The 12,836-nt window shown below is 63.4% G+C and carries 9 protein-coding genes; 3 read left to right on the top strand and 6 right to left on the bottom strand.

The annotated features are described in order from the left end of the window. Positions 1-93 precede the first annotated feature (93 nt). A complete protein-coding gene (locus tag AB3G31_RS11675) occupies positions 94-1,647 on the top strand; it encodes a methyl-accepting chemotaxis protein (RefSeq protein WP_367846256.1) in 1,554 nt (517 codons plus the stop codon). A gap of 13 nt (positions 1,648-1,660) precedes the next feature. After that, the gene (locus AB3G31_RS11670) at positions 1,661-2,413 is read left to right on the top strand and encodes a sulfurtransferase (protein WP_367846255.1); all 753 of its coding nucleotides are present in this window, start codon (positions 1,661-1,663) and stop codon (positions 2,411-2,413) included. Positions 2,414-2,451: 38 nt separating this feature from the next. On the opposite strand, the gene AB3G31_RS11665 is transcribed toward AB3G31_RS11670, so the two are convergent. The 6 genes from AB3G31_RS11665 to glgC form a co-directional block, all read right to left on the bottom strand. After that, complete coding sequence (locus AB3G31_RS11665; RefSeq protein WP_367846254.1) at positions 2,452-3,741, bottom strand: 3-deoxy-D-manno-octulosonic acid transferase; 1,290 nt, start codon at positions 3,739-3,741, stop codon at positions 2,452-2,454. Further along, entirely contained in the window at positions 3,738-4,778 is a 1,041-nt protein-coding gene (gene waaC, locus AB3G31_RS11660) for a lipopolysaccharide heptosyltransferase I (protein ID WP_367846253.1), read from the bottom strand. Before waaC (AB3G31_RS11660) ends, AB3G31_RS11665 begins: the two co-directional genes overlap by 4 nt. Continuing rightward, positions 4,775-5,773 carry a lipopolysaccharide heptosyltransferase I gene (gene waaC / locus AB3G31_RS11655; protein ID WP_367846252.1) on the bottom strand — a complete coding sequence of 333 codons (999 nt, stop codon included), beginning with the start codon at positions 5,771-5,773 and terminating at the stop codon, positions 4,775-4,777. Before waaC (AB3G31_RS11655) ends, waaC (AB3G31_RS11660) begins: the two co-directional genes overlap by 4 nt. 26 nt (positions 5,774-5,799) lie before the next feature. After that, positions 5,800-7,197, bottom strand: a complete 1,398-nt coding sequence (locus tag AB3G31_RS11650; RefSeq protein ID WP_367846251.1) for a phosphomannomutase/phosphoglucomutase — start codon at positions 7,195-7,197, stop codon at positions 5,800-5,802. A gap of 124 nt (positions 7,198-7,321) precedes the next feature. Next, the gene (glgA, locus tag AB3G31_RS11645; protein WP_367846250.1) at positions 7,322-8,800 is read right to left on the bottom strand and encodes a glycogen synthase GlgA; all 1,479 of its coding nucleotides are present in this window, start codon (positions 8,798-8,800) and stop codon (positions 7,322-7,324) included. Then, on the bottom strand, positions 8,797-10,065 hold the full coding sequence (glgC, locus tag AB3G31_RS11640) for a glucose-1-phosphate adenylyltransferase (RefSeq protein ID WP_367846249.1): 1,269 nt from the start codon (positions 10,063-10,065) through the stop codon (positions 8,797-8,799). Before glgC ends, glgA begins: the two co-directional genes overlap by 4 nt. A 280-nt stretch (positions 10,066-10,345) precedes the next feature. Here glgC and AB3G31_RS11635 point away from each other — a divergent pair, with 280 nt between their 5' ends. Beyond that, complete coding sequence (locus AB3G31_RS11635; RefSeq protein WP_367846248.1) at positions 10,346-12,787, top strand: glycogen/starch/alpha-glucan phosphorylase; 2,442 nt, start codon at positions 10,346-10,348, stop codon at positions 12,785-12,787. The last annotated feature ends 49 nt before the right edge of the window (positions 12,788-12,836 follow it).

The following is a 12,836-nucleotide window of genomic DNA, read 5'->3' as shown; positions in this document are numbered from 1 at the left end:
ATTTGCAAAAATGATATTAATGCTTACAATCATAAATATGCTTTTCGCAAAGCAGCGCGATCCAAAGATTTCAAACCTTTATGGGGTACCTCAATGTTCCGATCTATCCGCAGCTCCACTCTTCTACTAGCCGCCGTTGGCATCTTGGCCGCCCTGGTCATCGCCATACAGTCGTACGTGGGCTTCAACCGCCTCAACGACATGGCAAAAAAAACCTTTGTGACCAAAGACGTGGTGGGCGATATCTTGCCGCCACCGCTTTATCTGATTGAATTGCGACTGGTGCTATCACAAGCGGTGGAAGGCACCATGCCCTTAGACGAGGCGCAAAAACAGGTGGCCAACCTGGTACGTGGGTACGAGAAACGGGTCGCTTACTGGACGGAAAATCCACCGTATGGTCTGGAGAAGCAACTGCTTGGCCGCCAGCACCAGGCAGCACAGAAATTCATTGCCGCAGCGCGTGACGGGGTAATGCCCGCACTGGCCAAGAACGATACGGCAGCGGCCCATGAACAACTGGTGCGGGCCCAAGCGCTGTACCTGGAACACCGGGCCGGGGTGGATGAAACCGTGGAGGAAGGCAACAAACTGGCCGACAGCACGATTGCGGCCTTCACTGCTACAGGCAAAGAGGTTGCAAGCACCTCGTGGGTCGTGCTGGCTGCAGCACTGATGGTCTTGGTCGGGGTGTCTCGTCCGGTGCTGGCCAGCATCCGCCAACCCATTGCCCATTGCACCCGCATTGCCCAGGAAGTGGCTGCGGGAAACCTGTTCGCCGACATTCGGCGCACCCGCACCGACGAAATTGGGACCCTGCAGGAGGCGCTGATGGCCATGCAGACGGCCTTGCGCCAGATGGTGGGCGAAGTGCGCACATCGTCGCAAGAGATCAAGTACTCCAGCGCCGAAATCGCCCACGGCGGTATGGACCTGAGTACCCGGACCGAGAGCACCGCCGCCAGCCTGCAAGAAGCTGCCGCCGCCATGGAGCAGCTTACCGCCACCGTGGCGCAAAACACCGAATCCGCCCGCCAGGCCAACCAGCTGGCCGCGTCGGCTGCGACCGTGGCCGCGCGCGGCGGCCAACTGGTGGGCCAGGTGGTGACCACCATGCAGGGCATCGACGACAGCTCGCGCAAGATCGTCGACATCATCGGCGTGATCAACAGCATTGCGTTCCAGACCAATATCCTGGCGCTGAATGCGGCGGTGGAAGCCGCCCGGGCCGGTGAGCAGGGGCGTGGTTTTGCCGTGGTGGCCAGCGAAGTACGTCTGCTGGCCCAACGCAGCGCCGAGGCGTCCAAAGAGATCAAGGCCCTGATCGATGCCAGCGTAGGCCGGGTCGAATCCGGCAGCAAACTGGTACAGGAGGCTGGCACCACCATGACCGAGATCGTCCACCAGGTGCAGCGCGTGAGCGACATCATTGCCGAGATCACTGCCGCCGCCTCCGAGCAGGGCCAGGGCATAGGCCAAATCAACGAAGCCGTGGCCCGGCTGGACCAGATGACCCAAGAAAACTCGGCGCTGGTGGAAGAAAGCGCTGCTTCGGCCGAGAACCTCAAGCGCTCGGCCCTGGGGTTGACCAGCCTGGTCAGCGCCTTCCGCCTGGAAGCCGGTGCTGCAGAAGCGCTGCCGGGCTAACTAAAATCAGGGGGTGAACTCCATCCTCAACATCTCCGCTTACAAATTCGTCTCCCTGCCCGATGCCCCTGCCCTGCGCGATTTGCTGCACGGCTGGGCCACGGCGCTGGAGCTCAAAGGCACCATCCTCCTGGCCAGTGAGGGCATCAACCTGTTTCTGGCCGCACCCGAGGCCGCCGTGCGCAACTTCATCGCCCGCTTGCACGCCGACCCGCGCTTTGCCGACATCGCCCCCAAGGAAAGCTGGTCGGCGACCCAGCCGTTCAAGAAAATGCTGGTGAAGGTGAAAAATGAAATCATCCGCATGGACCACCCGGCCATCCAGCCCAGCGCGGGCCGTGCCCCTGCGGTGGATGCCGCCACCGTCAAGCGCTGGCTCGACCAGGGCATGGACGATCAGGGCCGCCCCGTGGTCACGCTGGACACGCGCAACGCCTTCGAGGTAGACCACGGTACGTTTACCGGAGCCGTCGACTGGCGCATCGACAAGTTCAGCCATTTCCCCGCTGCATTGCGCGAACACAAGGCGGAGCTGCAGGGCAAAACCGTGGTCAGCTTCTGCACCGGCGGCATCCGCTGCGAAAAGGCCGCGATCCTGATGCGCGAAGAAGGGCTGGACCACGTCTACCAACTCGAAGGTGGCATCCTCAAATACTTCGAGGAAACCGACGGCTCCCACTACCAGGGCAGTTGCTTCGTGTTCGACGAGCGCCGCACGCTGGAGGCCGATTTATCCGCCAGCACGCTGGTTGCTATGGATAAGTGAGCTGCTTACGCTGATCCCATAAGCGCAGGCAGCACTTTTTATCTAAAAACTTCTTTCACCGCCAAAGCGGTTTTCCGGGCCGCACCCTGGTGCGCACTGGCAAACTGCGGCCCGGCAGCCGCCGCCTGCGCCAGGGTTTGGGGGGCATTCAGCCAGGCCAGGGCCTGGGCCACGGCGGCGGGCATGTCGGGTACGCGGCAGGCGGCCCCGGCGGCTTCGGCCAGCTCGGCGGCTTCGGCAAAATTGAAGGTCGACGGTCCCATCAGCACCGGGCAGCCGCAGGCCGCCGCCTCGATCAGGTTCTGCCCGCCCAGCGGGGCGAAGCTGCCGCCCAGAAAAGCCACGTCGGCCAGGCCGTAATAGCGGGCCATTTCGCCCAGCGAATCGCCCAGCCACACGTCGGCAGGCTCGGGCTCCCCGGCCCACTGGCTGCGCCGCGACAGGCTGAAACCGTGCTCCACCACCAGGTCCGCCACGGTATCAAAGCGCTGCGGGTGGCGCGGCACGATCAGCCACTGCACGTCAAATACTCCTAATTTAGGAGCTGCTCCCGCTGATGGAATAAGCGCTAGAGGCCGAAAAGACTGTAAATATTGCAGTAAAAGCAGCTCTTCGCCTTCCCGGGCGCTGGCCAGCAGCACCACCGGGCGCCCTGCCCCGCGCCATGCCCGTCCGGCAGCGAGTTGCCCGGCGTCGGGCGTCGCATCGAACTTCAGATTGCCCAGCACCACGGGTGCCGCAGCGCCCGCCTCGGCCAGGCGCTGGGCATCGGCGGTGGTTTGCGCCCACACAGCGGCCAGTACGCCGTACGCTGGCCGCGATAAGGCCGACAGCCGCTGCGCCTGGCGCAGCGATTTGGCACTCAGCCGGGCGTTGGCCAGCACCACCGGCACGCCTGCGGCCCGGCAGGCCGCCAGCAAGTTGGGCCAGATTTCGGTCTCCATCAGGATGCCGATGCGGGGCTGGAAATGCCGCACAAAGCGCCGCACCGCGCCCGCGCTGTCCCAGGGTTGCCAGACCTGCACGTCACCCGGCTGCAGCAGCGCCTGGCCTTCGGCCCGGCCTGTGGCGGTGCCGTGTGTCAGTAACAGCCGCATGCCGGGCATCTCGCGGCGCAAGGCGGCCAGCAGAATCGCTGCGGCCCGGGTTTCGCCCAGCGAGACGGCGTGCACCCACACAAAGCCCTGGCCGGGCGGCTGCTGGTAGTGGCCAAAGCGCTCGGGCACCGCCACGGCATAGCCGGGCTCGGCCCGGGCGCGGGCGCGCAGCTTGCGGCGCAGCAAGGGGATCGCCAGCCAGACCAGCAGGGAATACAGACGCAAAATCAATGCGCAGAATCCCGCAACGCAGCCAGCGCGGAGGCTTGCATCCAGGCGTTCCACACGGCATTGACGGATGGCGTGGGGTCGGCAAACACGCTGAGCTGGTGGTCGCGGTTCTGCGGGCCGGTACGCCAGACGGTGTCGAAGTTGTAGATCTTCACCAGGGGCAGGTCCAGCGCGGTGGCGATCTGGCTGGTGCCGTTGTCGACGCCGATCACGCCCACGCATTCACCCAGTGCATCGGTCAGGGCGCCCAGGGCCATGCGGGGCCATACGACGGCCTGGTTCAGGCGGTTGGCAATGCTTTCGCTGCGCCACTGCTCGTCGTCGTTGCCATGCGCAAACGCCACGGTGTAGCCCAGGTCATTCAGGCGGTGGCCCAATTCCAGCCAATGGGCCTCGGGCCAGCTTTTGTCGGCGCGGGTGCTGCCGTGCAGAAATGCCACGATGGGATTGGCTTCCACATGGCCCACGTCAAAAAACTGATTTACTATTGTTTTAGTAGCGCGTCGTGCTTTATCGGCGTGCGCTAGAAGCCCAAAAGATACATTTTCTGGCAAGGCGTACACCAGCGAGCGGGCACACATGACCCGCGACTGGTCCACGGCGTGCAGGTGCGACTCTACCGGCACGGCCACATCGGCAATCCAGCGGGTGGGGGCCTCGAAGGCCACGCCTTCGGTCTGGTTGGCCAGGGTGTAGCGCAGGCCGTCCGCACCCAGCCGCGCCATCTTGGCCACCAGAGACGACTTGCTGATGCCCTGCAGGTCCAGCACGGCGTCGTAGCATTCGTACTGCAAGTCGGATGAAAAGGCCCGCCAGGCATTGCGGGTGTCGGCGGTGAACACCGTCTCGCGCCAGCGCTTCAGGTCGCATTCGATCACCCGGTGCAAACCGGCGCAGCGGCGCACCAGCGGGGCAAAGTCGGGTTCCACCACCCAGTCCACCAACGCACCTGGAAACGCGTGCAAGATGTCTTGCGCTGCCGGCATGGCATGTACCACGTCTCCCAAGGTGGAGAGTTTGACAATCAGAACGTTCATGCCGCAATCGCCTGGGGGTTGTGGAACACGCTCCACACAGCTTGCCATGCCTGCCACACGGTGTCTACATCGGGAGCCCTTGCACCGCCCACGCCCACCTGGTAGGGGTTGCCCAGCGGGCCAGCGCGCCAAATGCGTGGCTGGCTGAAAATCTGCACATGCGGCAGGTTCAATGCCACGGCCAGATGGCTCAGGCCCGAATCTACCCCCACCACGCCCACACAGCCCGCCATTTGCGCGGCCAGCGCGGCCAAACCCATGCGCGGGAGCATGCGGGCCTTTGGGCCAATCGCCTGGCAGAGCTGGCGGGCAAATTTTTCTTCATATGCATTCGCCTGCGGCACGCTGACGGGCAAGCCTTGGGCCGCTAGACGCTGACCCGTCTGCACCCAGTGGTCCAGCGGCCATTCATTCTCCACCCGGGTGGTGCCATGCACCAGCATGACGCTGCCGTCGGGCTGCACCGGGGTAATCTGCAATTCGTCGTAGGCAATGCCGTCTTCCCGCGGCGGGTAGCCCAGCGCCAGCGCGGCCAGGCGGCGGTAACGCTGCAGCGAGTGGATGCGCGGCGGCATGGGCTGGGGGCGCTGCACCATGAAGCGCACCGGCCATTCAAAACCGCAGTCTTCGCTGCCATTGCCGTAGGTGGCACGCCAGCCGCCGGGCGCGAGCCGGGCCTGGCGGGCCACCAGGGCCGATTTGATCAGGCCCTGGAAGTCGATCACCACGTCGTAGGCTTCGGCCTGCAGGGTCTGGGTGAAGGCCGCCTTTTCGGCCCGTACGCTGGCGCTGAACGGGGATTTGCGCCAGCGTCGCTGGGCCAGCGGAATGACCCGGCCCAGTCGGGGCACGTGCGCCTGCAGCAACGGGGCAAAGGCCTCTTCGACCACCCAGTCAAAAGTGGCCAAGGGAAAGGCCTGGCGCATGTCGTGCAGCGTAGGCAGGGTCTGGACCACGTCGCCAAAAGACGACAGCTTGACGATCAAAACCCGCATGCCCTGCCCTCGTCCTGCGACAGGCATCAGTGTGCGCTGGCCGCCAGGGTGGCATCGGGCTTGGCGCGGCGCAGCAGGGCCAGCATGTCGGTCTGGATGCGCTCCAACGCCTCGGGCGTGTGGCCTTCAAAACGCAGCACCAGCACTGGCGTGGTGTTGCTGGCGCGGACCAGGCCAAAGCCATCGGGCCAATCCACCCGCAGGCCGTCAATCGTGCTGACCACGGCGGGCGCCGCAAAGTCCACCATCGCCAGGGCCCTGGCGACCACCTCGGGCGGCTCGCCCTCTGCGCAGACGACGTTCAGCTCGGGGGTGGAGAAGCTGGTCGGCAAGCCGTTCAGCACCACATTGGCATCGGGCGACTGGCTGACGATTTCCAGCAGGCGGCAGCCCGCGTAGGTGCCGTCGTCGAAGCCAAACCAGCGCTCCTTGAAGAAGATGTGGCCGCTCATTTCGCCACCCAGCGGGGCTTGGCCGCCGGCCGCTTCGATTTCTTTCATCTTGGCTTTGATGAGGGAGTGGCCGGTTTTGAACATCAGCGGGTGGCCACCGGCAGCGGCAATGGCCGGGGCCAGGCGCTGCGAGCACTTCACGTCGAACAAAATGGTGCCGCCGGGGACGCGGCGCAGCACGTCTTCGGCGAACAGCTGCATCTGGCGGTCGGGGTAGATGTTGGTGCCGTCTTTGGTGACGATGCCCAGGCGGTCGCCGTCGCCATCAAAAGCCAGGCCGAGCTCGGCGCCGCTGGTTTTCAGGGCGGCGATCAGGTCCTGCAGGTTCTCGGGCTTGCTGGGGTCGGGGTGGTGGTTGGGGAAGTTGCCGTCCACCTCGCTGAACAGTTCGATCACCTCGCAGCCGATGGCGCGCAGGATGTCGGGGGCCGATGCGCCCGCAATGCCGTTGCCGGAATCGACCACGATCTTCATCGGCCGGGCTAATTTAATGTCGGACACGATGCGGGCGGTGTAGGCGGGCAGCACGTCCACGCTGCGCACCGAGCCACCAGTTTTGGGCAGCCAGGTCTCGGCTTCCATCATGCGGCGGATGGCCTGGATTTCGTCGCCATGGATGGCGCGGCCACCCATGACCATCTTGAAGCCGTTGTAGTCCTTGGGGTTGTGGCTGCCAGTGACCTGGATGCCGCTGCGGCACAGGGTGTTGGCCGCAAAGTACAGCAAAGGCGTGGTCACGGTGCCCACGTCGATCACCTCGACACCCACGGCCACCAGGCCGCGGATCAGCGCTGCCACCAGCGCCGGGCCGCTCAGGCGGCCATCGCGCCCCACCGCCACCGTGGTTTCACCCTCTGCCAGGGCAATCGTGCCAAAGGCCTTGCCAATGCCTTCGGCAACGGCTTCGGTCACCGTGGTGGGAACAATGCCGCGGATATCGTAGGCTTTGAAGATGGAGCTGGCGATGTGCATGGTGTGAGGGGAGTAGGTAAATCAAAGACCCGACCATCCTCGCAGAGGACGGTCGGATGGACTGCCGGAATTGTAGTCACGCAATGCATGCATTTCCGGCAGGCTCCCGCCCGGCACTTTTTGGCTACTTTTTAGCCGTGGCCGGGGCTTTGGCGGGCTGGCACAAGGTTTCGTACAAGGCCAGGTATTGCGTGGCCGCCGCCGCCCAGGAGAAGTTTTGCGCCATGCCGCGCTGTTGCAGTTGCGCCCACACCGCTGGCTGGCCGAAAGCCTGCACGGTACGGTGCACCGCCAGGGCCAGGGCTTCCTTGTTGGCCGGTCCGAACATGAAACCCGTGGCCGTGTCGTCCTGCAGGCTGGCCTCGCTGGTGTCCACCACCGTGTCGATCAGCCCGCCGACCCGGCGCACCACCGGCACGGTGCCGTAGCGCAGGGCGTAGAGCTGCGTTAACCCGCAAGGTTCAAACCGGGACGGCACCAGCATGGCATCGGCCCCGGCAATCATCTGGTGGGCAAACTTTTCGTCATACCCCAGACGCACAGCCACCTGTCCCGGGTGGGCTGCAGCGGCTTCGGTGAAGGCCTTTTCCAGCGCGGCATCGCCACTGCCCTGCACCGCCAGTTGCGCACCGGCAGCCAGCATCTCGGGAATCGCGTCCAGCACCAGGTCCAGGCCTTTTTGCTGGGTCAGTCGGCTTACCAGGGTGAACAGGGGCCGGGTGGCATCCACTTGCAGACCCAGCTCTTTTTGCAGCGCCGCCTTGCACACCGCCTTGCCCGCCAATTGGCTGGCGGAGTACGGGGTGGTGATGTCTTTGTCGGCGGCCGGGTCCCATACAGCGTCGTCCACGCCGTTCAGAATGCCCGACACGTCGGCGCCGCGGGAGCGCACCACGCCGTCCAGGCCGCAACCAAACTCGGTGGTGGCGATCTCGGCTGCGTAGCTGGGGCTGACCGTGGTCACGCGCTGGGCATGGGTGAGCCCGGCTTTCATGAACGAGAACTTGCCGTGGTATTCCAGCCGGGTCGGGTCCATGAATCGCACAGGCAGGCCCAGCAGATGGAAGTCCTTGGCATCGAACAGGCCCTGGTAGGCCAGGTTGTGCACGGTGTAGACGGTGGCCACCGTGGCCGACTGGTTGGCCGCCAGGTAGGCGCAGGCCATGCCCGCGTGCCAGTCGTGGGCGTGCAGCACGTCCGGGGTCCAGGCGGGATCGAGCCCACCGGCGGCCACATGCGCCGCCACCCAGCCCAGCAGGGCAAAGCGCTGGGCGTTGTCGGACCACTCCAGTCCGTCGGCCCCCAGGTACGGATTGCCCGTGCGCTGGTAGTAATAAGGTGCATCGACCACATAGGCCGAAATGCCGCTGGCGGCGATGGTGCCGCGCAGCAGGCGCACCCGCGCCGCGCCAAACGCCGCACCGATCTCGCAGACCACGACCGGCTTTTTCAAGCCCGCCAGGATCGCGGGAAAGCCCGGCAGCAGCAGGCGCACGTCGGCACCGGCGGCCACCAGCGCCTGGGGCAAGGCCCCCAGCACGTCGGCCAGGCCGCCCGTTTTGACCAGAGGAAATACCTCGGCCCCTACTTGCAGGACTTTCATCCCGCCAGCTTTTTGAGCATGGCCGAGGTGACCAGCGTGATGCCGTTTTCACTGCGGTGGAAGCGCTCGGCGTCCAATGCCGCGTCTTCGCCGATCACCATGCCGTCGGGAATGACGCAGCCGCGGTCGATCACGGCACGGTTGATGCGTGCGCCACGGCCAATCTGTACATCGGGCAGGAGCACCGACCATTTGACATCGGAATACGAATGCACCCTGACGCTGGAGAACAGCACCGAGCGGTGCACGCTGCCCGACACAATGCAGCCACCCGATACCATCGACTCGATGGCCATGCCGCGTCGGTCGTCGGTGTTGTGGACAAACTTGGCTGGCGGCAGCTGGGCCTGGTAGGTCCAGATCGGCCAGTGGGTGTCGTACAGGTTGAGCTTGGGCTCGGTGGCGGTCAGGTCGATATTGGCATCCCAGTACGCGTCAATCGTGCCGACATCGCGCCAGTACGGCTCGTCTTCGGCCGCATTGGGTACGCAGCTCATGGAGAACGGGTGGGCGGTGGCCAGGCCGTTGCGCACCGCGCGGGGGATGATGTCCTTGCCAAAGTCGTGGCTGGACGTCGGATCGGCCATGTCGCGTTCGAGCTCGGCATACAGGAAGGCGGCGTTGAAGATGTAGATGCCCATGCTGGCCAGCGACATGTCGGGGTTGCCGGGCATGGAGGGCGGGTCGGCGGGTTTTTCCAGGAATTCGGTGATCAGCCGGTTGTCGTCGATGGCCATGACCCCGAAAGCGGTGGCCTCCGAACGTGGCACGGCGATGCAACCCACCGTGCATTCACGCCCCTGGGCTACGTGGTCGGCCAGCATCAGCGCGTAATTCATTTTGTAGATGTGGTCGCCTGCCAACACCACGATGTAGTCGGCTCCGTAGCTCTCCAGGATGTCGTGGTTCTGGTAGACCGCATCGGCCGTGCCCCGGTACCAGTTTTCGTTGTCGTTGCGTTGCTGTGCGGGCAACAGATCGACAAACTCGTTCATCTCGTTTTTCAAAAATGCCCAGCCGCGCTGCATATGGCGCAACAAACTATGCGATTTGTACTGGGTAATAACACCAATGCGGCGGATACCAGAGTTCAAACAGTTGGACAGCGCAAAGTCAACGATGCGGAACTTGCCGCCAAAATACACCGCGGGTTTGGCACGGCGGTCCGTCAGGTTCATCAATCGGCTGCCACGTCCACCGGCAAGTACCAGTGCAATCGCCCGTTTGGGCAGGTCCAGTCCGAGCGCTAAGTTGTTTTGCTGCATTTTTTGTCTCCAGAGAAGGGATTAGGATTTGCGGGTCGGCCCCTGCATACCTTGTGGGCGAACGGGGAAACTGGCGCAATTCCTGGGCTAATTGTTGACCGGGTTTTTGGTTAACGCCAGCATCTTAATCCGAGGATTTAAAAAACAGTTACCGGCTGGTTACCTCGTGCGAGAATTCTCAAAATAAGCGGTGTACCCGCATTCAAAGCGCTTAGACTAGAAAAAAAGCCATCCGAACATCGGATTCCGGCTTGTGCCAACCCACATAAAGGATGCCCCTGTGACCCAGCGTATCGCCCCTACTGCCACCTCCATTCAAGCCAGCATCGAGCAACATTTGCTGGACACGGTCGGTGTCAGCCCCGCAGAAGCCACCCCCCATGATTTGATGCTGGCCGTGTCGCAAGTGGCACGCCAGCAATTGTCCCAACGTTGGGTCCAAACCCAGGCCCGCGACCATGCCGCCAAAGCCCGGCGTGTGGTCTATTTGTCGATGGAATTTTTGATGGGCCGCACCCTGTCCAATGCGCTGGGCGCGCTGGACATCCGTGGCGAAGCCGCGGCCGGCCTGCAAAAATTTGCCCAAACCCTGGAGACCGTAGCGGACCGCGAACCCGATGCCGCATTGGGCAATGGTGGCCTGGGCCGTCTGGCGGCCTGCTTTCTGGATTCCATGGCCACTGTGGGTCTGCCCTCCTTTGGCTACGGTATCCGCTACGAATATGGCATGTTTGCGCAAGACATCCAGAACGGTGCGCAAATGGAATACCCCGATCCCTGGCTGGAAAACGGCACGCCCTGGGAGTTTCCCCGTGCCGACATCAGCTACCCCGTGCGCTTTGGCGGCTGGGTCGAGCATGTCGACGGCACGCCCATTTGGCGCAACGCCGGTGAAGTCGCCGCCAAGGCCTATGACATGGTGGTTCCCGGCCACGGCACCGACAAGGTCAGCACTCTGCGCCTGTGGAAGGCGGTTGCGCCTGCCCACATCGACCTGAACGCTTTCAATACCGGCGATTACGCCCGTGCGGCAAGCATGAAAAACGAGTACGAGAACATCTCCTGGGTGCTCTACCCCAACGACAGCACACCCGCCGGGCGCGAACTGCGCCTGAAGCAGGAGTATTTCTTCGTGTCCGCGTCGGTCCAGGATCTGGTGGTGCGCCATCTGCGTGAACACCCCTCGCTGGACAACCTGGCCGAGCACGTGGCCATCCATTTAAACGACACCCATCCCGCCATCGGCGTAGCCGAACTGGTGCGGGTGTTGTGCGACGAGCATGGCATGCCCTGGGACAAAGCCTGGGCGATCTGCTGCAAGACCTTCTCGTACACCAACCACACCCTGATGCCCGAGGCGCTGGAAACCTGGCCCGTGGGCCTGATGCAGCATGTGCTGCCGCGCCACCTGGAAATCATCTTCCGCATCAACAAGGAGTTTCTGGAAATGGCGGCCCAGCACCGCCCCGGCGACAACGCGTTCCTGGCGCGCCTGTCGCTGATCGACGAGCAAGGCGAGCGCCGCGTGCGCATGGCCAACCTGTCCATCGTCGGCAGCCACAAGGTCAACGGCGTGTCGGCCCTGCACTCCGAGCTGCTGGTGCAAACCATTTTTGCCGACTTCGCCGCCATCTGGCCGGACCGGTTCACCAACATGACCAATGGCGTAACCCCACGCCGGTGGCTGGCCCAGGCCAATCCAGGCCTGTCGAATCTGCTCGACAGCACCCTGGGCAAGGGCTGGCGCCTGGACCTGGACCAGTTGCAAAAGCTCAAGGCCAAAAAAGACGACGCGGCTTTCCAAAAGGCTTTCATGGAAGTCAAGCGGGCCAACAAGGTACGCCTGGCCAATGCCATCGAAAAGAGCACCGGCATCAAGGTCAGCCCCGATAGCTTGTTTGACGTGCAAGTGAAACGGATCCACGAATACAAGCGCCAGCTGCTGAATGTTTTACACGTAGTTACCCGGTACCAGGCCATTCTGGCCAATCCAACAGCAGACTGGGTGCCACGTACCGTGATTTTTGCGGGCAAGGCCGCCTCCAGTTATGTCACCGCCAAGTCCATCATCCGCCTGATCCACGATGTGGGCAGCGTCATCAACAACGACCCCCGCATTGGCGACAAGCTCAAACTGGTGTTCATGCCCAACTATGGCGTGTCGGTGGCCGAAATCATCATGCCGGGTGCGGACTTGTCCGAGCAGATTTCCACCGCAGGCACCGAAGCTTCGGGTACCGGCAACATGAAGCTGGCCTTGAATGGCGCGCTGACCATCGGCACCGACGACGGCGCCAACATTGAGATCCGCCAGAACGTGGGCGATGACAACATCTTCATCTTTGGCCTGAAAACCCCCGAAGTGCAGGCTTTGAAGCAGCATGGCTACCAGCCCATGCGCTACTACGACAGCACACCGGCTCTCAAGGAGGTGCTGGACGCGATCTCAGGTGGCCAGTTCTCGCCCGACGAGCCGGGCCGTTACCGCGCATTGGTGGACTCGATGCTGTGGGGCGGTGACCACTACCTGCTGCTGGCCGACTACGCATCCTACGTGGCCACCCAATCCCAGGTGGACGACCTGTACCGCAAGCCGTCCGCCTGGTGCGCCAAGGCCATCACCAATGTGGCGGGTATGGGGGTGTTCTCCTCCGACCGCACCATCCGCGAATACGCCCAGCAAATCTGGCATATCGCGGCAGACGCTCCGAACGCGCTGTAAAAGAAATGCGGTGACAGACAACACCGCAATAGCGCGATTCCCTCCATGT

Source organism: Rhodoferax sp. WC2427, from assembly GCF_040822085.1.
Classification (GTDB): domain Bacteria; phylum Pseudomonadota; class Gammaproteobacteria; order Burkholderiales; family Burkholderiaceae_C; genus Rhodoferax_B.
The sequence above is the reverse complement of the archived record's forward strand: the minus strand, read 5'-3'. Positions and strand labels throughout refer to the sequence as shown.